This window comes from Novosphingobium sp. SG919 (genome assembly GCF_012932495.1).
In the GTDB taxonomy this organism is placed as follows: Bacteria; Pseudomonadota; Alphaproteobacteria; order Sphingomonadales; family Sphingomonadaceae; genus Novosphingobium; species Novosphingobium rhizosphaerae.
Genome location: NZ_JABCNG010000009.1, coordinates 1 through 20454 on the forward strand (window position 1 = coordinate 1; position 20454 = coordinate 20454).

Sequence of the window (20454 nt, forward strand, 5' to 3'; positions counted from 1 at the left end):
CATCGCAAGCCTCCATGTGCTCGCAACGTCGAATCAGATTTTCACCGACTTGGGAATCCCCAGCGTGAGTCAGCCTCAGCGCACATTGGTATAAGGCACTATTTGCGTCGATCGAGGAGAACAGAATTGCGCATCACGGGTTCATTGCGCGCGACTTTAAGTTGAGCGACAATAGCCTTGCCTCACTCGCGACTTGTGCGCTCGGTCTCGGACCTCACGATCCGGTCGACGCGGCGTATGTTAAACGCCTTCGCCAGCGCGAACGCGACGAACGCCGGAACAGGTGACGAGGAGAATTAATCGATCTGTGGCGGCGACGCTCGTTTAATTGAGCAGCTAGACTGCGCGGAAATGGCTGCTTACGGCAATAACAGTCATCTCTGAGCTCGTCGGGGATGGCTCGAAATGCGAAGGGTTTCGGGCGCTTGCGTACGAAAGCCTCCAGTGCAGGAACCCGCGGGCCCCACGCGCTGATCTATGGGTAAAGCGTTTTCGGGATAGGTCTGGCGGATAAGCGCTGCCGGCCTGGCATTCCCCCGGGTGACCGGATCGAAGCGATTTTGGCCAGCGTTGTATTGCTGCTGGGATCGGTTTAGTTGACCGATACACCCTGCCTCCGGTGTAAACCTGGGACGGGCATGCGCGGGGCCATCGGTCGATGCGCCATGGGCAAGACCGTTGTGCGGGACGAGCCATGCCGGATCATGGCGCGTGTCTCCGGGCCAGCGGTGCTGGCGCTGGCGGAGCGCGGGGCTGGCACCAGCGGGCGAAGGTCTCGATGATGGCCATGTGCCCGCCGCAGCACGGGCATGGCGGGCGGTGATCGGGCGGCTCGTCGGGTGCGGGGTCCTCGGCCGGCACGGCGACGCCCAGCAGCCTGCGGGCGAGCGCCAGGGCGTCTTTATGCGTTGAACTGGCAAGCAGGCCGTAGTGCCGGATGCGGTGGAAGCCGCGCGGCAGGACGTGGATCAGGAAGCGACGGATGAACTCGTCGGTCGCCAGCGTCATGACCTTCTGGCGCTCGGCGCCATCGCGGCGATAGTCCTTGTAGCGGAACGTCACGCCGGTCTCGTCGAAGCTGATGAGCCGCCGGTTCGAGATGGCGACGCGGTGGGTGTAGCGCGAGAGATAGGCCAGCACCGCCTGCGGGCCGGCAAAGGGCGGCTTGGCATAGACCACCCAGCGCTTCTTCCGGATCGGGGACAGATGCCGCAGGAAGGCCTTGCGCGAGGCCAGGTCCGCCAGGGCGCCGAAGAAGCCCAGCTCGCCGGCGTCGAACAGGGCCAACAGGCGCGTGAGGAACAGCCGGCGGAACAATGCCCCCAGCACCCGCACCGGCAGCAGGAAGCCCGGACGCGAGGATATCCACCGCGAGCCGTCCAGCGCGATGCCGCCGCCGGGTACGATCATGTGCACGTGCGGGTGGTGGGTCAGTGCCGAGCCCCATGTGTGCAGCACGGCGGTGATGCCGATGCGCGCGCCGAGGTGCTTGGGATCGGCCGCGATGGTCAGCATCGTGTCGGCCGCTGCGCGGAACAGTAGATCATAGACCACCGCCTTGTTCTGCCACGCGATACCTGGCAACGAGCGGCTGCCAGTGGCGGATGCTGCCCAAGGATTTCCCGCCGCTCTCGACTGTGCAGCGGTACTTCTATGCGTGGCGCAACAGCGGCCTGCTTGCCACGATCAATCAGTTGCTGGTCACGACAGCCCGCCAACAGATGGGACGGGAGGCCAGCCCAAGTGCCGGTGTGATCGACAGCCAGTCGGTCAAAACCACGGAAAGCGGAGGGGTTCGGGGCTACGACGCCGGTAAGAAGATCAAGGGGGCAAGCGGCATATCGTGACCGATACCAGCGACTTCCTGATCTTCATCCTCGTCCACGCTGCCGACATTCAAGACCGCGACGGCGCCGTCGATGTGCTCAAAGCGATCCGCAATCGCTTCCCATGGTTACGCCATGTCTTTGCCGATAAGCACCAGCCCGCGCGCCTCCAACTGGCGCGAAAACTCGCCGAACAGCTTCTCGCTCAGCCCGGCCTCGACCAGGCGGTTGCGGAACCGGCATAGCGTCGTGTGATCGGGCGAAGAGGCTTCCAGTGGCAGGCCGATGAACCGCCGGAACGATACCCGATCGTTGATCGCCTCTTCCAGGTCAGCATCCGACAGACCATAGAACTGCTGCAAAAGCAGCGCCTTGAGCATCACAGCCGCCGATCGTTGGCGCGGATGGTGGCCAGATATATCCATTGAGCTTGTCGATCGGGGAGCGGATGGCGTCGCAGATGAAAGCATCAGGCATTGGATGTCAGCTCTCCAGAAAAGGCTGCGATGGCCGCGGCCAGCGCCTCTGCAGCCTCAAGCGGGGCCAGGTGCGCTGTTGGCATCGCAGCAATGGCGGGCGCCGGGAATGCGCGCAACTAGGTGTTCGCCATGGCCCTCGAACGGGGTCAAGGTGTCGCGCATGCCGATCACACCAAAGCGATCAGCGTAAACCCGTCGCAAGTCCTAGTCACGCGCGATGTCTATCCGCGCAGGCATGCGGTAAGGCTGGCGCATCGTCGACTGCTTGATCCACTCCACCGGCCCGGCCAGTTCGATCCGCACGTCAGGGGCGAACAGCCGGGCGAGCATGCGATGGACCATCAACCGGGCAATATTGCGGCCCGGGCACAGGTGAATGCCGCCGCCGAACGTGGCGTCATAGCGCCGCGTCCGCTCCAGCCTGTAGGCGCCGGGGTCTTCAAAAATTTCGGGATCGCGATTGCCTGCCGCCCACAGCATGGCAATTGCGGTTCCGGCCGGCACCAGCACATCGTCGAACACGAAGTCTTCCAGCGCATAGCGGTGTGTCACGATGACCGGTGACAACATCCGCAGTCCCTCGTCGATAGCGGCGCCGACACGCTGCAGGTCCGCCCGCACCTCTGCCACGGCAGCGGGATGGCACAGCAGCTGATAGGTGGCGTTGGCAGCAGCGAGTGCGGCCGTGTGAAACCCGTCGATCAGATTGGCGGCCAGCGACAGCGCCACGCTTTCCGGCTTGCCTTCGATCGTGATCGCACCGAACTCCGCCGCCATGGTGGCGAGAAGCGGATTGTTGCCTTCCGCCAATGTCCGGTCGATCGCCGTCGCCATCAGCGACAGATAGGCGCCGATCGCCGCGTTGGCCTGGATAGTCTCGGCAGTGGTGCGAACGAGGAAAAAGAACGGCGTCATCGCGCGCACCTGCTCGACGACCTGGCGCTGCTCGGATGGCATCAGACCGATCAGTGCGCCCCAGAATCCGGCAGTGACCTGTTCGGTGAAGTCGAACCCGAAATCGATCTCGCCTGCCCCAGCAACCTCGGCCAGGACCGTGTCCACCACGCAGCGCACGAGATCGTCGAACGCGGCCACCTGCTTCATGCCGAACGGCTTGGCCAGCAATTGGCGGGTCGGGCCGTGGAGCGGTGGGTTGGCGGTAAAGACCTGATTGAAAAGGATGCGGCCAAAGTTCGACACATCGGGCTGGTCCTGCTCGGCCCGATCATCCCCCGCCTCTTCCATCGCACGCTCGGCCAGCGCGCGAAGCGGCATGTTGCCCACCGCCGGAAGCGCGGCGATCTTGCGCAGATCCTCGCCACGAAACACGACGATGCGCTTGCTACCCGCCTTGAACAGCCGTTCGGCAGTTCCGAACAGCGCGGCGAAATCCTCGGAAAAACCCGCTTCGAAAGAATGGGGCAGGTCCGCAAGGTCACTGATCGACCGGCGCGTGACGTCGCCCTGCAATGGTTGCGCTGACATGAAACGCTGTCCCGGACAAGCAAGCCCCGGGGCGATGGGCACGCCGGAGCCGGGTGGATGATCCGCGCCCGCCCCGGCCCGCCAGGGTCGAGGCAGGTGCGCTGCAAGGCGCTCAGCCGCGCTCGCCATTGAACGAGAACGTGCCGAACGGGCCGGCCGCAACGCTGCCGTTCAGGCCGGTTTCGCCGACGGTGCCATTGAACGTGAGCGTGAGCGGCATCGGATTGGTGATATCGACCTTCCAACTTGCCTTATCGCCGGTGATCTTGCCGTCCTGGATGGGGTGCGGCGCGCCATCGGCATCGGTCGCGATGCCGGTCAGGCTGTCCCCCGAAACCGTGAAGGTGGTCACGCTCTTCATCGGCCCCATCGGCGAGTTGACGATGATGTTCCATGTTCCGGCAACAGACATATATATTTCCTTCCCTGGCTGGCCGCGCGGTGGACGCGTGCGCGCCGGCAAGCGGTGTGCCTGTTGCCGCACGCTACCGAAAAATTTCATATAGTAAATACTATTCTTTGTCGATGCGACAGATTTCACCCAGGGCCACGCGCGCCAGGCGTTCTGCGTCGAGAATCCAGATTACGCGATAGCCCAGCCGCACCATGCCCGCCTGCTCCAGCGTGCCCAGAATGGCATTGGCAGTCTGCCGTCCCATGCCGCAGGTGCCGGCAAGTTCGTCCTGGGTCATCGCCACCGGGGCATTGTCACCCGCGACTGATGCAAGCAGCACCTTGGCCACCCGTGCGGCGCGCGGTAGGCTGAGGAGATCCTGAATGTGGCTGATCGCCTGGCGCTGATGCGCGCAGGCCAGCCGGCCGATATGCCGCCATAATTCGGGTTGCCATGCGGCAATCGCGGCAATCGCGGCCAGCGGTATCCGGGCAACCTGGCACGCCCCTTGCGCGATCGCGTCCTGCTGGCGGGGCGCGGCATCGATGGTCGATACTTCGCCGAACCACATACCCTCGGCAGCGAGCAGCAGCAGGCAGCCGACGCCGCCCGGGCTCCACGCGATCAGGCGAACACGGCCCTGCAGCATGGCATACAACCCATCGGGCGCATCGCCCTGGCGATAGACCGCCTCGCCATCCTTGACCCGGCGCACCTGGGCCGCGGCAGCAAGCTGCGCCTGGATCGGATCGGCCAGGCTCGCAAACCATTCGCTCTTGCCCTGCATGGCCGCAAGGAACTGCGCTTCCTTTGTCATTCGATCATTCCTGGGTCGCAGGGAAATGTCGGCCAATCGACAAAGAGACCAGCCGGTCTGTGGCATCCTTGCGGCAATAACCACTGGAGAGACGCATGACCCTGAACGCCACGCAAGCCCCTGATTCCATGGACGCGGCGGAACGCCAGATCCGGATCGACCTGGCCGCGGCCTATCGGCTGGTCGCCCATTTCGGCTGGGACGACCTCATCTTCACCCATCTGTCCGCACGCATTCCCGGCCCCGAGCATCATTTCCTGATCAACCCATACGACCTGATGTTCGAGGAAGTCACCGCGTCCAGCCTCGTGAAGATCGATGTCGATGGCAATCCGGTGAGCGCGACGCCGCATCCGGTCAACCCCGCCGGCTTCACCATCCATTCGGCGATCCACATGGCCCGCGAGGACGCTGTCGCGGTGATGCATCTTCACACTCCGCACGGCCAGGCTGTTTCGGCCATGGAGAGCGGGCTGCTGCCCCATACCCAGACCGCGATGATCGCCGGCAGCGGCCTCGCCTATCATGAATATGAAGGGCTTGCGGTGGATCTGGCGGAGCGGGAACGCCTGGTGGCTGATCTGGGAGACGCCGACCTGATGATCCTGCGCAACCACGGTACGCTGGTGGTTGGCAAGAGCGTCGCTGCTTGCTTCCTGCGTCTCTATTTCCTCGAGCGCGCCTGCGAGGCGCAGGTGCTGATGCTGTCGGCCGGTCGCGATGCGCTGCATGCCCCGCCCCCCGAAACCCTGTCCAAGGTCGCGCTGCAATCGTCCCCTGCCGGCATGGGCCTGGTGGCAGAGCGGCTGGCGTGGCCGGCGCTGTTGCGCAAGCTGGACCGTATCGATCCCAGCTACCGCGACTGACGAAAGAGCTGGTGCGCGGGCCATGCCGCGCACCAGTCTCCTGGTCAGGATCAGGCGGTCGCGGCGTCTGCGGATGCCGACTGCTTGATCAGCGTGCGCGTTGTCGTCACGGCCTGGAACGCGGCCATGCCCATCAGGTTGACGTCGGTGGCCACTGTCACGATCTGGAAGCCCTTCGCCGCCATTTCCGCGGCATAGGCGGCCGTTCCGTTCTGGATGCCAGCAATGAGATTGCGCGCGCGCACGGCCGCGATCACGCGATCGTAGATGGCCAGGATCTCCGGCTCCTGGCGATCGAGCACGGGCGCGAGCCCCATCGCCAGGCCAAGGTCGCTCGGCCCCACATAGGCGCCACTGATGCCCGGCACGTCGAGGATTGCCTCCAGGTTCTCCACCGCCTCAACCGTCTCGATCTGTGGCAGGACCAGGACATTGGCATTGGCGATCCCCTGATAAGGCGACGCCGTCCCATAGAAGCCAGCGCGAACCGGCCCGTTGGAGCGGGCACCCTGCGGCGCATAGAGGCAGGCATCCACCAGCGCGCGCGCCTGCTCGGCATTGTTGACCATCGGGCAGATGATGCCCCATGCGCCCGCATCCAGGATCTTGCCGATGATGCCCGGCTCGTTCCACGGCACGCGCGCCAGCGGCACCGGGCCGCGGCCATGCAAGGCCTGCAGGCTCTCTACCGCCGAACGATAGTCATGCAGCCCATGCTGCAGATCGATCGTCAGGCTGTCCCAGCCGGTCTGCGCCATGATCTCGGCAACATAGCTATCAGGCGCCAGCAGCCACCCGTTGACGCAGACTTCGCCGCGCTTGAGGCGTTCGATAAGCGGGTTTGCCATAATTCCTCTCCAGTTTTTTGTGTGCTCAGAAATAGGTTCGGATGGATCCGACGACGTCGAACGCGCCGTCGATCACGTGCAGCACCCGCCACTTGTCGAAAGTGAGGCACGGATGAGAGATGCCAAAGCCGATCATGTCGCCCACCCGCAGCGGGGAATCGCGCGGGATATCGAGAAACCCGTGCTGGTCGTTGAGTGCGACAACCTGATGGTCCGGCGTAAGCGCCTGCGGCGCCGACATGTCTGCACTGGGGCGATGCCAAAGTTCCGGCTTGGGCATCTCGTCAAAGCCGACATCGCGCTTGCCCATGGTGACGATCGCGCGGCCGGGCTCGGGCATGGACTGCACATAGGCCCAGACGCGCAAGGCCGGGCTTGGCGCATCCTGGGCCAGCAGTTCGGGCGCCCGCATGTTCAGCAGGGAGAAGAGGAACGTGTAGAGGCCCGAGTCGTGCGTGATGTAGCAGCCGCTGCGCAGCAGCGTGGTGGTGCGGCGCTGCAACCGCGCCGCATTGAACGCAGTGACGACCAGATCGAAAAAGCCCGATCCGCCCGCGCTCAGCAGCACATCGTCCGAGACGAACAGCCCTTCCCGGTCACATGCCTGCGCAAGCGCGACAACCTGGCCCAGGAATACGTTCACGGCATCGAGCGTGGATTCCAGGTCCGCCTTGCGGATAATGCCTTCAAAGCCTTCGACCCCGGCAAGGTCGAGGTGGGGCGAGGCCGCCACCGCGCGCGCGACGGCAAGGCCCTGCTCCACCGTTCGGCATCCGGTGCGCCCGCCTTCAAAACCCATTTCAACCAGCACCGGCAGCGCACGACGGCCGCCGTTCTCTGCTGCGACGGCGGCAATCTGGGCGACCAGATCGAGCGAATCGACCAGCGAATAGATGGAAAGCTCAGGGTCCCGCTCAAGCTGATCCAGCACATAGGCAATGCCGCTGCGCCCGATCAACTGGTTCGCCACAAAGATGCGCCGATGCCCAGCCGCCACGGCCACGGCGATCTGGTGGGGTGTCGATACCGTAATCCCCCACGCGCCATCGCGCATCTGCAGGTCGAACAGCGCCGGGGCGAGCGTGGTCTTGCCATGCGGGGCCAGCGCCACGCCGTGCTCGGCTGCAAAGGTCCGCATCCAGCGGCTGTTGCGCTCCAGGCTGTCTCCGTCCAGCACCGCGACCGGCAGGGGCAGGTCTTCTCGCAAGAGATTCCAGCGCTTGCCCGCCACCTCTGCCAGCGGGATCGGTCCGCCGCCCCCCGGCACCCCTTTGTCCCAGGGCATGAGCGTGCCCGCCAGATCACCGTCGAAGCGCAGCGGAGTTTGCTCTGCGCCGCTCATGGATGCACCGCGACAACGGCCTCGATTTCGACCGTGATGTTCCCCGGCAGCGAGCCCACGCCCACCGCCGATCGCGCGTGCCGGCCAGCCTCGTCGCCGAACACCGCGCACATCAGGTCAGAGCAGCCGTCGATCACGCGCGAATGCAGCACGAAGTCCGGCGTCGCATTGACCATGCCGAACAGGCGCACCACGCGCCGGACGCGGTCGAGCGAGCCGAGTTCCTGGCGCATGACGGCAAGCAGCGAAAGGCCCACCAGCCGGGCATGCTCGCGCGCTTCGTCCGCAGAAACATCAGTACCGACCTTGCCAAAGCGGTAGCCGGCCGCATCGCGCGGGCCCTGCCCCGAAAGATAGAGCAAGCCCCCATCGAGCAGGGCAGGCGCAAAGTTGCCGATGGAGGGAATGGCCGGCGGCAGCACGAGGCCGAGTTCCTGGAGGCGGGCTTCGGGTGAAAGCGATTGGGTCATGCGGCGCTGCCTTCCAAGAATTTGCGCCCGAAGGCGCCCAGGTCAGCCTCCCCATTGGGGAAGGCAATAAGCTCAACCGCGCGCCCATCGGGATCGCGGACCGAGAAATAGCGGACGCCGAACATGGCATCGGGCTGGTCGCCCAAGCCGATGCGCACATCGGCCAGCGCCGCAAACGCGGCGTCGATATCGTCCACGGTGAGCGCAGGCGTGATGGTATCGGTGCCAGTCATGGGCTCGCGCTGCTCCAGTTCCAGCAACAGCTGCCCGATCATGCCCTTCACGTTCGGCACCGCCTCGGCCCGGCCATCGTGGATCACCGCCATGCCCAGGCGATCGCGATAAAACGCCGTGGTCACCGCCACGTCAGCCACGACGAGCGCGAGATGCGACAGTCCCCTGATCCGAAAATGCCCGGCCCCGGCGGCTGTTGCCGCGGGTGCTTCTGCCTGTGCCATGCCCATCTTCCTTCTCGTGCCTGGACCGAACGAACCATCATATCCGCAGCCCATTCGTTCTGTATAGCTTTCACTATATTTTTTATCTGTCAATCCGCGCGTGGACGCCCTACCAAGGCTTGGGGGCACCTCCGTCAGGGCTGCGCCGCTTGCGGGAGTCTCCGCGCAAGGCGGCATGCCGGCCCCTTTGGACGGTGATGCCGTTGCGGTCGGTTCAGAGAGGAAGACGAATGCGGAAGACGAAGGAAAAGATTGTCCTTGTAACAGGTGGCGCGAGCGGCATCGGCGCTGCCATCGCGCGCGCTGCTGCCGCGCAGGGACACAGGGTGCTGATCGCCGACATCGATGTTGCCGGCGCGGAACGCGTTGCCCAGCACATCGGCGAGCGCGCGCAAAGCGTCGCGCTTGACATTACCTCGGACGCGCAATGGTCTGCCGCGCTCGACCTGGCATGGGCGCAACATGGCCGGCTCGATGTGCTGATCAACAATGCAGCGATCGTGCGGACCGGCTATGTTCGCAATGTCGCCATGGATGATCATGCGCTGACGCTGGAGGTCAATGCCATGGGGCCGATGCGCGGCATGGTCGCCACGCTGCCGCGCTTTCGCGAACAGGGGCATGGACACTTCGTCACGGTGTGCAGCATGACCGCGTTCCTGCCCTTCCCGGGGCTTGCCAGCTATGCTGCGGCAAAGTTCGCGCTGCGCGCCTTCCACCTGGGCCTCGCCATGGAAGAGCGGGATTCGCCGCTGGACTTCACGATCGTCCACCCCACGTCGACGGAAACGCCGATGCTGGAGGCAGAGGCGGCCAGCGACGAAGTGCCCATGGCATTCCTCTCTGACTCGGTAAGTGCCGACTATGTCGCGCAGGTGGTGCTGGAGGCGATGCGCCGGCGCAAGCTGGAGGTGTTCATGCCCGCAGACCGCGCCAAGTTCGTGCGGCGGCTGGGTGGCAACGCGGCCGAACTGCTGAAGATTGCCGGCCAGGCCGAGCAGCTGGGCGCACATAACCTGGCGGAGCGTCGCAAGGGCAAGAGCGCAGCGGCCTGAAACAGCGTGCCTCGGCCCGCGGGCGCGGACCGAGGCACTTTCTGCAACGATGATCAGTCAGGGCAGGCCAGCGCCGGCCACGTCCATGCGAACGGCATAGACCCGGGCTGTCCGCACGTCGCGCGCGATCGCCGGCGTCCTGCTGTCGGCGGTGAGGATGAACAAGGTGCGCCGGTCTTCACCGCCGAACACGCAGGCGATCGCTTCCTGCTCGGTCGCGATGCGATCGACCACTTCGCCGTCCCGACGCAGGCACAGCACTTCGCGCGACGTAGGCGAGGCAGCCCAGACGCAGCCGGCGGCATCCAGGCAAATGCCGTCCGGCAGCGCATCGTCGGGCAATCGCGCCCAGAGCCGCGGTTCGACCAGCGCGCCGTCGGCTGCGATCGTCAGTTCGGTCAGCACGCGCGTGCCGCTTTCGGCAACGATCATCGTGGCGCCATCGGGCTGGATCACCATGCCGTTGGGAAACCACAACCCGGCCGCCGCCGTCGACACCGTACCATCGGCCGTAACCCGCGCGATGCTTGCGGTGCACGGCGAAATGGGATGGGTGTCGATATCGAAGCCGAAATTGCCGACATAGGCAGTGCCGTCTGGCGCCACGATCATGTCGTTCGCGTGCCACGTGGCAATGTCTGAAAGATCGGCATGCACCTCGAACACGCCGTTGCGATGGCGCAGGATCCTGCGATCATGCATCGACACCACCAGCATGTCGCCATCCGGCAACCAGCCCAGGCCCGAGACGGGACCATCGTGTTCGGCAACAACCTCCCACCCAGCGCTTTCCGAATAGCGCAGCACGCGGTGGGCGTGCATGTCGGAAAGGTAGAGCGCGCCGTTGTGCCAGCGTGGCGCTTCGCCGAAGGCCAGGTCGTCGGCCAGCAGCGTCAGGGTATGGGTCATGGTGGTTCGCTCGCTGAAGAGGGATTGCGCCTGGATCAGAAGTTTATCTTCGCGCCAACGCCATAGGTGCGCGGCGGCGCATAGTTGGGCTGGACGAAGCCGAACGGGCTGATGCTGTTGAACGCAGCGGTGGCGTAGTAGGTATTGCCGAGATTGCGCACGAAGGCCGACAGCTCCAGCTGCGAGATCGTCAGCGCGACGCGCGCGTCTTGCGTCCAATAGGCCTGCTGCGTCGTATAGGGATCGTTGGTCGCGTCCAGGAACTGCCGGCCCTTGTACGTGGCGCTGTATTGCAGATCGATCGCCTGGCTTTCGCCGATCGGGAGATGGTACTGCGCCTGCAGGAACGTGCTCAACTTGGGCGAGAACGCCAGCTGGTTGCCCGAATAGTCCGGCACGGTAGGATCAACCACCAGCAGGAACCGCACGAGCTTGGTGTTCAGCAGACCCACCTGCGCGCTCAACGTCAGATTGCGGACCGGGCGAACGGTCAGGTCGATATCCGCGCCATAGGTGCGCGCCTTTTCGGCATTGGCCGCAAGATTGAGCGGCCCGATCGGGCTGGGCACCAGGGCAAACAGCTGCATGTCGCGATAATCGTTGTAGAACAGCGCGGCATTGAACGTGACGGCGCGATCGAGGAACGTCGCCTTGACGCCCACTTCGTAGGTTGTCACCTTTTCGGGCTTCACCGGGCGCTGCTGATAGGCGGCCTGGGCGGGATCGGGGCTGAGGAAGCCGCCGTTGAAATCGCCGCCCTTGAAGCCGGTGGTCAGGGTCGCATAGGCCAGAACGCCAGGCATAGGCTTGAAATTCAGGCCGATGCGATAGGAGAATGCGGAATTCTGCAGGCGGCTCGTGCTGTCGGCAACCTGGGCCAGTGGCGTGAAGTTGTCCATGCCGCCGCTCTGGTACTGCACCTGGCTGTTGAACCGGAACGAACGGCGCTCGTGGGTAAACCGGCCGCCGAGCACCAGGCGTAGCGTGCGGGTCAGGCTGTATTCGCCCTGCCCGAAGGCGGCATAGGCGTCTGTCACCTGCGTATTGCGGGCGAACTGCCGGCTGGCCAACCCATCGCCTGCACCAGGACCGTAAAACCGGTCAATGTCGAGCAGGAGCCCATAGTCCTGGTTCTGGTTGAGGCGCTCGTGCAGGTAATAGACACCCGCCACCCAGTTATAGTTTTGCTTGGTCTGGTTGACGCGCAGTTCCTGGGTGAACTCGTTGCTGTTGTTGCCCCAGTTCACCTCCAACTCGCGATAGGGCGAGGAGTCGCTGTCTTCGGGCAGGAAGCGCTGGTTGTAATTGTAACCCGTCACGGACGTGACGGTGATCGTGCCCGGTGACCATTCGACCCGCCCGACAACGCCCCTGTCCGTCACTTTCAGATGCTCTGTCCGACTGGACGCGATGGAATAGCGCTTGGGATCGCTCGGCTGGTTGTAGATGTCGACGCACTGCGAGGCATAGGTTGCGGCAACCGAACAGACCACGGGCGATCCGGTTTCGACCGAGCCCGGCTCGAACGCGCCGAGATGGGCATAATTGTCGGGCAGCCGGTCAACATGGGAGACGTGCCCGACAACCAGAATGCGCAGATCCGGCGTCGGCCTGTAGAGCAGCGACGCGCGGAAGGACTCGTCATCGGCGCCGTTCTGGCGACGATTGAGGAACGTGTTGTAATTGTACCCTTCCGAGTAATTCCGGACGAAGGCAAAGCGAGCCGAGAGCGTGTCGGTCAGCGGGCCGCTGACCGCGCCGCTGATCTGCGAGGTATCGAAATTGCCGTAGCGCGCATCGAGATAGCCCTCGAACGTATTCGTCGGCTTGGCCGTGATGAAGTTGATCGCGCCGCCCGAGGTATTGCGGCCATAGAGCGTTCCCTGCGGCCCCTTGAGCACCTCGACACGATCCAGGTCGAACATCGCGAAGGCCTGCGATGTGGGCGCGCTGAGATAGAACTCATCCACATAGATGCCGTTCGGCCCGGAATTGTTGGAATTGTTCACGTTGAGCCCGATCCCGCGGATGGTGATCGCGGGCTGGTTTCCAGCGCCTTGCGGAAGGGAGACCACAACGTTGGTGGCAATCTTGCCGAGATCGGCGGCAGCCTCAACGCCGAGCTTCTTGAGCGAGTCACCCGAGAACGCCTCGATGGTGATCGGCACATCCTGGATGTTCTCGCTGCGACGCTGCGCCGTCACCACGATATCACCCTGGCCGACGGCGGCGCCCTGGCTCGCCCCTGGCGTGGTTTGGCCCGCAGCGGTCGGTGCGGTCTGGCCCAGCGCTTGGCCGGGCAGCAAGGCTGCGACGATCAGTGCCATGGGCGCCGTCGCGCTTGCTGCGCCGATCATGCGATTGGTCTTGGTGCTTCTCCCCATCGATCTGCTCCTCATCTGTTTGCGACAAGTTAGCTAAAACTATCCATTTGGCAATAGGCCGATCGACAGGAGGGGTCGTGGATGCATTTCCCGCCGCCAGCTGTCGCGTGGCGGCGCTTTTTCGGGTAGGGGAAGGCATGGCAGGAAAAACGGAAACCGTCGCAGACATGGCGACAGGCGAGAATAAAGGTCTCAAGAAAGCGCGCGCATCGTCGGCAGGAAGCAAGGCCGCACGCCCCCACGCGACTCCAAAGCGAGAGGCGGCGCGCAGCCAGGATCTGGAAGACACGAAAGTGGTTCCGCGCTCGCGCAGGGCGATCGAAACCTATGAGAAGCTAATCGCCGCGGCCGGCGAATTGCTGGGCGAAGTCGGGTTCGAGCGGCTGACGACCAATGCAATCTGCGAACGCGCGCAGCTCACCCCACCGGCGCTCTATCGCTACTTCGATGACAAGTACCAGATCATCGAGGAACTCGCCACGCGGCTGCAAAAGCGGCAGTTCGACGCCTTTGCCGTCTGGCTTTTCAAGAATGGCGCGACGCTGGACACCAGCGAAAACCCGATCCTGCTGGCAGACTGGTTTCGCACCGCATCCGAGATCATCGAAACGCAGCCCGGCGGCGTGTGGACAATCCGCGCCATGCGCGCGCTGCCCCATCTTGCCCATGTCCGGCTGGAATGGCAGCGGCGGTTCACCGACCAGATGTTCCGGTTTTACCGCCCAGCCATCACCGACCTTGCCGATGAAGTGCTGTGGGCCAGGCTGCGCATTCGTGCCGAATTCGGCTTCGTGGTCGACGAACTGGCCCTGGAGGAAGACCGGGTTGCCCGCGCGACCCTGTTCAAGGAAGCCGCCCTGATCCTCACCGGCATGAGCCGCTTGACCACGTCGTGAGCCGGGCGGCGGCGACACGCCATTGACAGGTGTATAGTTTTAGCTAGCCTCAATGCGTCGGCGATCCACCGGCAAGGAGAGCGCGTATGGCTACATCGGTGAAGCGTCGGCAGGCCTGGCTGCTCGATCCGCCGACGCACCGCGAGCTTGCAGCGGTGATGGCGGTGGGAACGTTTGCCCTGGTGATCGCCGGCATTCAGCCGCTGCTGTTCGGAGCGTTGGTGAACGAAGGCCGGATATCGGCCGCGGGCCTGGGCGGCGCGGTGACGGTGGAATTCCTTGCTCTTGCCTCCGGGGTGGCGCTCGCCAGCGCCAGGCTCCAGCCGGTTCATCTGCGGCTGCGCGGGCTGCTTGCGGCCATGGCGCTGATCGCTGCCAACGTGATGAGCATGCGCCATGCAGCGCCGATGCTCTACGTCGATCGCGGGATTGCCGGATTTAGCGCGGGGGTTTTGCTGTCGATCCCTTCGCTTTTGCTGGCGCGCTCGCGCAATCCCTCCAAGCTCGGCGCGGTGCTGATGGTGTTGCAGGGATTGGTCCAGGTGGCGTTTTCGGCGCTCCTGCCGCTCACCTTGATGCCGGCCTGGGGCGCCAACGGCGGATTCCTGGCGCTGGCCGGCACTTCGGCGCTCTCGGCGGTCTTCGCGCTGGGCGTGCCCAACCGACTGCCCGCCGTCGTCAATGACCAGTCCGAAGGGGCGCCCGCGCAAAAGCTGCCACCGGCCGGCGCGCTCAGCCTGCTTGGCGTGGTGCTGGTCTACGCCTTTGTCTTCGGCTTCTTTTCCTACCTCGGGCAGATCGGCACGGAAGCCCACCTCGGATCAGACCTGATTGGGCTGGTCCTTGCAGTGACGGTGGCAGCCTCGATCGTGGGATCGCTGCTGACCGCCGCGATCGCGCCGAAGGTTTCGTTTTTCCGGGTATACGGCGTTTCGGTGGCGTGCAACGCGGCGCTGATCGTCGTGCTGTTTCAATTGCCCGGGCCGATCGGCTTTGCCCTGTGCGCCGTCTGCTTCGGCGTGTTCTGGGGCCTGCTGATGCCCTATCAGCTCAACTTCACCGCCGAAGTCGATCCCACGCGGCGAGCCACCTTGCTCGTCCCCGGCGCCCAGGCGCTTGGCGCCAGCCTTGGCCCGCTGCTGTGCGCCCTCAGCGTTACTGCCACCGACAGCAGAGGGGCATTGATCGTCGCCGGCGCCTGCCTTGTCGGCTTCTTCGGCATCGTCATGGCCCTCCATGCCCGCCAGCGCCGGCTTCTGTCCCATCCCGAGCTGTTCGCTTCGACCTGACGCGTTGCTCATCGGCTGACCGACGCAGCGGCAAGGGCAAGCAGCGCCAGCACTTATCCGGTGGCATGCAAGGGCTCGGCCAGGCCGAGCAGCGGCGGCTCGATGCAGTTGCGCCCGCGCTGCTTGGCTTTGTAGAGCGCGGCGTCGGATCCCTCGATCAGCACATTGAGATCGAAATCATCGGTCAATGCGCCTGTCGCAATGCCGAAACTGGCAGTGACGAAGGGCGGCCCGACCGGTGCCTTGTGCGGTATGCGCCGCGCGGCAATCTCGCGCCGCATGCGTTCGGCAACAAGGATCGCGGTCGGCAGATCGATGTCGATGAGGAAGACAATGAACTCCTCGCCGCCGAAGCGGCATACCCGGTCACCCGTCTTGCGCGCCTCGGATACCAGCAACCCCGAAATGCGACGCAGGCAGTCGTCCCCGGCAAGATGGCCGAACGTGTCGTTATAGGCCTTGAAGTGATCGATATCGACCATCACCACCGATACCGGCCGGCCGGCATGAACCTGGCGCTGGACCGTGACCCACTGCTCCAGGGCGCGCCGATTGCCCAGGCCGGTGAGGGGATCGATGATCGACAGCTCCTCGAAAACCTGCGCGCACAGGCGATCGCGAACCGAACGCAGCCAGCCCCGCCGCTCCATCTTTTCCAGGCTGTAGAGCGCCACCAGCGCAAATCCGGCAAAGGCCATGGAGAGGAAGGCGGATGCCCCTTTCGACTGCGCCGAGGCGTCTTGGAGGCTGGCGAGCGTCAGGAGTTGGACCGTCACCGTGATGGCCGCTGCCAAGAGGGCATAGCGCCAGCGCAAGCGCAGCACCATCACTGTGAACATCATGACGAACAGGATGCCCAGATGATAGTTCTCGCGCAGCGGGCTCGCACTGGCGACAACCAGCACATAGATGGAAAGCGCCATGACCGTGGAGAGTGCCACCTGCAACCCTTCGCGCACGGCGGCCGGGGGATGGCGCGCGGTTATCCCGACCACTGCGGCCGTCAGGCTGGTCACCAGCCCGAGCCGCAGGATCAATGCCAGGCCAAATGCATCGGGCAGGGAAAAATAGTCGAGCACGACAAGCGAGTCGAACAGCGCCAGGGACAAGAGCGCCATGCGCACATACCAGCGCACCCGCACCGGCCCGGTTTCCTGTTCGAATTGCTCTTCCAGCGCGCGCGGGAAGCGCAGCGCAGGGCCGCGCTTGTCCAATGCCTGATCGATCAGCGCGAACTGCAGATCGACCGCACTCTTGTCGTGGAGGTCGTCCATCCCGTGTCTGCCCGCAGCAACTCCCGTTCCAGAGTAGATCGGCGGCAAGAATGAATTGTTAACGGGCGAAGTTTCACCACTGCCAATCAGGGGTAGGCACAATTCTGGATCGGCGCGGCTCTCCAGAACGGCTGCTTTATGGCCTCCGCCACCGCTTTCCTCAGCCAGCGGAGCGCAGGATCCTGCGATTGGCGCGCGCGCCACGCGATGTGGATGGCAATTTCCGGCAGGGCAACCGGCAATTCGTGGATCGTCAGATGGGCCTTCTCCTCCTCGCGCAGGATCGCCGAAGGGACGACTGCAAGAAGGTCTGACCCGATCACGACGCTGGCAACGATCAGGAAATGCGGCACGCGCAGCATGATGCGGCGGCGCAGGCCCATGGTTTCGATGAGCGAATCGACATTCGCCCCGGTTCCTTGGCCGATATCCACGCCGACGTGCGGCAGCGTCAGGAACGCCTGAAGCGTCATTCCGCCAGATAGTGCCGGATGCGCGCGATCGGCGATGCAGACCATTTTCAGTGACTGGACCGGCTCGCAGTGCAGCCGTTCGGGCAGATTGGGAAAAACCCCCAGGCCAAGATCGGCCGCGCCCGATAGCAGGTGCTCGGTCCCCTCTCGCGCACCTGATGCCAGCAGGTCGATGTCCACCCCAGGCGCGCTGGCCCGCAGGCGGGGGATCAGATTGGGCAGCAGATGCGCTGCACTCGCATCCGACATGGTAAGCGTAAAGCTGCGCTCCGCCGTGGCCGGCTCGAATTCGGGCTCGGTGTCCAACGCGGCGCGCAGCCGGTCGAGCGCGCCGCCGATCGGGTCGGCCAGGGCCAGCGCGCGCGGGGTTGGGTCCATGGTCCCGCCGCGGCGGATGAAAAGATCATCGCCCAGCACCCCGCGCAAGCGACGCAAGGCGTGGCTCATCGCTGGCTGGCTCAGCCCGACCCGATCACCGGCGCGCGAGAGGTGGCGATCCTTCATCAGCGCATCGAAGATGACCATCAGGTTGAGGTCGAGCGAAGCCAGGTTGAGCGGGGCCGTCATGCCCCCGCTATAGCAGCAAGGGATCATCACTGGAAACGAGGGAATTGCCCGGATCATTCATCACACGAATAATGTGGTGCAAACATGCAATTTGCCCACGCCCGGCAAACCGGGCTTAATCGCCCCAACAAGGCCCAAGAGAGCCACGAAGGGGAGAAATGATGAAGGCATTATTGTTGGTCGGCACTGCGTTTGCGGCAGTGTCGCTGCCCGTGATCGCCGCCGCGCAAGCTGCGACGCCTGGCACTGCCGTGGCGCCGGCAGCCAATGCCCAGGCCGAACCATCCGGGCAAACGACCGGGCTTGCCGAGATCGTCGTCACGGCCCAGCGCCGGGTCGAAAATGCGCAGCGCGCCGCCGTGGCGATCGATGTCGTTTCGCCTGGGCAACTGACCCGCGCCGGGGTAGTCACGGCAACGACGCTCAACGCCACGGTGCCCGCGCTGACGGTGCAGCAAGGCGGCGGCGCCAATACCACGTTCTTCGTGCGCGGCGTCGGCAACTTCACCAACAACGGCTATTCCGATCCGGCGATCGCGTTCAACCTCGATGGCGTCTATCTGGGCCGGCCCACATCGACCACCGGCACGTTCTTCGATCTGGAACGGATCGAGGTGCTAAAGGGGCCGCAAGGCACGCTGTATGGTCGCAACGCCACGGGCGGGGCCATCAATGTCATCCCCGCCAAGCCCAAGCTGGGCGAGCGGTCAGTGTCGATTTCGGGCGGTTTCGGCAATTACAATGCCATTGACGTCGAAGCTGCTGCCAATCTGCCGATCGGTGACAATGCCGCGTTCCGCCTGGCCGGCAAGATCGTGAACCGCGACGGCTACAACCAGGACGGCACGTCAGATGAAGTAGGCCAGGCCATCCGCGCCCAGTTGCTCGTCCGCCCGAGCCCCGGCGTGACGGTCAGAATCAGCGGTGACTATTCGCATCAGGGCGGCCGGGGCGTTGGCGGCAGCTATGTCGGCACGGAAAACTTCACGCCGGGCACGCCCGCAACCGCGACATCTCCGGCTAACTACACGTTCACGCCGGCGAACGTCGATCCATACAGCGGCCTCCTGTCGCGTTCGGGCAGCGCCTATTTTGCACAGGCGGTCATTCCCGGCACGTTCATCAATCCGGCCCCGCTGGTGCGCCCCTATCTCAACAACACCTACTGGGGCCTGACCGGCGAAGTGAATGCCGATCTGGCCGGGGGCACGCTCACCATCGTGCCGGCCTACCGGCATTCCAAACTCGACAACCTGTTCAATGGCCCGTCGTTCAGAGGGTCGCTCAATCGCGAGAACGACAGCCAGTTCAGCGGAGAAATGCGCTTCCAAGGTCCGCGGGTCGGTCCGTTCGACTGGTTGATCGGCGGCTACTACTTCGACGAAACCGTCAAGGGGCAGTACGGCATCAACCAGTACCAGATCATCTCCTTCCAGGATTTTACGTCGAAGACCACGTCTTACGCCACCTTTGGACGGGTAACTGCCCATCTTGGCGATGCGGTGCGGTTTGTCGCGGCCGGGCGCTACACGCACGACAGCAAGACGTTCAACGGCAGCTCCGACACGCTCGTCGAACTGTGCAACAACGCGCCACCGCCGTTCGGCACCGGCTGCTTTGGCGGGCCATCGCTGCCCGTTGTCCAGACCCTAGCCCAGGTGCCGGGCGTACCTGCACTGCCCGGGCCAGCCAATGCGGTTCCCTATGGTTCGGCCGGCAACATCCTGTTCTACATTCCCAACCAGGTGAATGCCGCGATCAGCAAGGGCCGCTTGACCTATCGCCTGGCCGCCGAATACGATGTTGCACGCGCATCGCTGCTCTACGCCAGCTATGAAACGGGCTATCGCTCGGGTGGCTTCTCCAACGCCCCCGGGCACGAAACCTTCGCCCCCGAATATGTCGAGGCGTGGACGCTCGGCTCGAAGAACCGGTTCTTCAACAGCCGCGTGCAGTTGAACATCGAGCTGTTCCACTGGCGCTATCGCAACCAGCAGGTGTCGCACTATGGCCTGGATGCCAACAACGCCACCAACTACTTTACGGAGAACATCGGCACCTCGACCATCAAGGGTGTCGATGTGGAAGCGCAGGTGCTGGTTACGCGCAACACGCGGTTGAGCGGGACGGTCCAGTATCTCGACGCCAAGGCCACCAGCTACACCTACAACACGCCCCGTGATGCCGCTTCGCCCCCGCCGGCGGTGGGCTGTACCGTAACGCCGACAACGGCGGGTGGCGCGGCTGTCTACGCGATCGATTGCGCCGGCAAGCCCAGCTACAATTCGCCGCGCTGGTCGCTCAACGGCGGGATCGAGCAGACGATTCCGCTGGGGGACCGCAAGCTCGTGCTGAACGGCGATGCGCGCTACCGGTCCAACAGCGTCGTCGGTTTCGAATATCTCGCGCAGCAGAACAGCGGTTCGTTCTGGACATTCGATGCCTCGGCCACGTTCGGATCAACCGACGAGCGCTGGTCGATCACCGGCTATGTTCGCAACATCACGAACCAGGCGGTGCCGCTGTTCACGCAGTATGTGGCCCCAGCCGGGGGTGTGCTGTCGTCGGTCTATGCCCCGCCCCGGACGTATGGCGTGCGCCTTGGATACAAGTACTGATCAA

The 20454-nt window shown here is 64.3% G+C and carries 16 protein-coding genes and 3 pseudogenes; 6 read left to right on the forward strand and 13 right to left on the reverse strand.

The features are described 5' to 3' along the window. Positions 1-702: 702 nt before the first annotated feature. Positions 703-1575: pseudogene (locus tag FHT19_RS23040) on the reverse strand (transposase); the annotation flags it as partial. On the opposite strand from FHT19_RS23040, the pseudogene FHT19_RS23045 reads away from it, so the two are divergent. Further along, a pseudogene (locus FHT19_RS23045) lies at positions 1563-1975 on the forward strand (IS5 family transposase); the annotation flags it as partial. The pseudogenes FHT19_RS23040 and FHT19_RS23045 overlap by 13 nt on opposite strands. On the opposite strand, the pseudogene FHT19_RS23050 reads toward FHT19_RS23045, so the two are convergent. From FHT19_RS23050 to FHT19_RS23070, 4 genes and pseudogenes are all read right to left on the reverse strand, one after another. Continuing rightward, a pseudogene (locus FHT19_RS23050) lies at positions 1976-2209 on the reverse strand (transposase); the annotation flags it as partial. Between the two features lie 300 nt (positions 2210-2509). Continuing rightward, positions 2510-3790: a cytochrome P450 gene (locus FHT19_RS23060; protein ID WP_169476988.1), complete on the reverse strand. Its 1281-nt coding sequence runs from the start codon at positions 3788-3790 to the stop codon at positions 2510-2512. 112 nt (positions 3791-3902) lie between these two features. Then, entirely contained in the window at positions 3903-4202 is a 300-nt protein-coding gene (locus tag FHT19_RS23065) for a hypothetical protein (RefSeq protein ID WP_168557960.1), read from the reverse strand. 100 nt (positions 4203-4302) lie between these two features. Continuing rightward, positions 4303-5001, reverse strand: a complete 699-nt coding sequence (locus FHT19_RS23070; protein WP_169476989.1) for a Crp/Fnr family transcriptional regulator — start codon at positions 4999-5001, stop codon at positions 4303-4305. A 95-nt stretch (positions 5002-5096) separates the two neighbouring features. On the opposite strand from FHT19_RS23070, the gene FHT19_RS23075 reads away from it, so the two are divergent. After that, positions 5097-5867, forward strand: a complete 771-nt coding sequence (locus tag FHT19_RS23075) for a class II aldolase/adducin family protein (RefSeq protein WP_168557958.1) — start codon at positions 5097-5099, stop codon at positions 5865-5867. 50 nt (positions 5868-5917) lie between these two features. Here the strand turns inward: FHT19_RS23075 and FHT19_RS23080 are convergent, their stop codons facing one another. Genes FHT19_RS23080 through FHT19_RS23095 form a run of 4 tightly spaced genes read right to left on the reverse strand, consistent with a single transcriptional unit; the run spans position 5918 to position 8985 of the window. Next, the gene (locus tag FHT19_RS23080) at positions 5918-6715 is read right to left on the reverse strand and encodes an aldolase/citrate lyase family protein (RefSeq protein WP_168557957.1); all 798 of its coding nucleotides are present in this window, start codon (positions 6713-6715) and stop codon (positions 5918-5920) included. A 25-nt stretch (positions 6716-6740) separates the two neighbouring features. Continuing rightward, complete coding sequence (locus FHT19_RS23085; protein WP_210425815.1) at positions 6741-8057, reverse strand: amino acid deaminase; 1317 nt, start codon at positions 8055-8057, stop codon at positions 6741-6743. Next, complete coding sequence (locus tag FHT19_RS23090) at positions 8054-8527, reverse strand: RidA family protein (protein ID WP_168557956.1); 474 nt, start codon at positions 8525-8527, stop codon at positions 8054-8056. Before FHT19_RS23090 ends, FHT19_RS23085 begins: the two co-directional genes overlap by 4 nt. Then, positions 8524-8985 (reverse strand): VOC family protein, encoded by a 462-nt coding sequence (locus FHT19_RS23095; protein WP_168557955.1) that lies wholly within the window; start codon positions 8983-8985, stop codon positions 8524-8526. The genes FHT19_RS23090 and FHT19_RS23095 overlap by 4 nt, the downstream gene beginning before the upstream one ends. Positions 8986-9215: 230 nt before the next feature. Between FHT19_RS23095 and FHT19_RS23100 the strand changes: the two genes are divergently transcribed. Continuing rightward, a complete protein-coding gene (locus tag FHT19_RS23100) occupies positions 9216-10040 on the forward strand; it encodes an SDR family NAD(P)-dependent oxidoreductase (RefSeq protein ID WP_168557954.1) in 825 nt (274 codons plus the stop codon). 57 nt (positions 10041-10097) lie between these two features. Here the strand turns inward: FHT19_RS23100 and FHT19_RS23105 are convergent, their stop codons facing one another. Both FHT19_RS23105 and FHT19_RS23110 read right to left on the reverse strand, forming a co-directional pair. Further along, positions 10098-10949 (reverse strand): SMP-30/gluconolactonase/LRE family protein, encoded by an 852-nt coding sequence (locus tag FHT19_RS23105; protein WP_168557953.1) that lies wholly within the window; start codon positions 10947-10949, stop codon positions 10098-10100. Between the two features lie 35 nt (positions 10950-10984). Then, complete coding sequence (locus FHT19_RS23110; protein WP_168557952.1) at positions 10985-13333, reverse strand: TonB-dependent receptor; 2349 nt, start codon at positions 13331-13333, stop codon at positions 10985-10987. Between the two features lie 137 nt (positions 13334-13470). Here FHT19_RS23110 and FHT19_RS23115 point away from each other — a divergent pair, with 137 nt between their 5' ends. Next, positions 13471-14229, forward strand: a complete 759-nt coding sequence (locus tag FHT19_RS23115) for a TetR/AcrR family transcriptional regulator (RefSeq protein ID WP_210425814.1) — start codon at positions 13471-13473, stop codon at positions 14227-14229. A gap of 86 nt (positions 14230-14315) precedes the next feature. Then, the gene (locus tag FHT19_RS23120; protein ID WP_168557951.1) at positions 14316-15518 is read left to right on the forward strand and encodes an MFS transporter; all 1203 of its coding nucleotides are present in this window, start codon (positions 14316-14318) and stop codon (positions 15516-15518) included. Between the two features lie 53 nt (positions 15519-15571). On the opposite strand, the gene FHT19_RS23125 is transcribed toward FHT19_RS23120, so the two are convergent. Next, the gene (locus tag FHT19_RS23125; protein ID WP_168557950.1) at positions 15572-16792 is read right to left on the reverse strand and encodes a GGDEF domain-containing protein; all 1221 of its coding nucleotides are present in this window, start codon (positions 16790-16792) and stop codon (positions 15572-15574) included. An 86-nt stretch (positions 16793-16878) separates the two neighbouring features. Further along, entirely contained in the window at positions 16879-17832 is a 954-nt protein-coding gene (locus FHT19_RS23130; protein ID WP_168557949.1) for a LysR family transcriptional regulator, read from the reverse strand. Between the two features lie 176 nt (positions 17833-18008). On the opposite strand from FHT19_RS23130, the gene FHT19_RS23135 reads away from it, so the two are divergent. Continuing rightward, the gene (locus FHT19_RS23135; RefSeq protein WP_246866343.1) at positions 18009-20450 is read left to right on the forward strand and encodes a TonB-dependent receptor; all 2442 of its coding nucleotides are present in this window, start codon (positions 18009-18011) and stop codon (positions 20448-20450) included. The last annotated feature ends 4 nt before the right edge of the window (positions 20451-20454 follow it).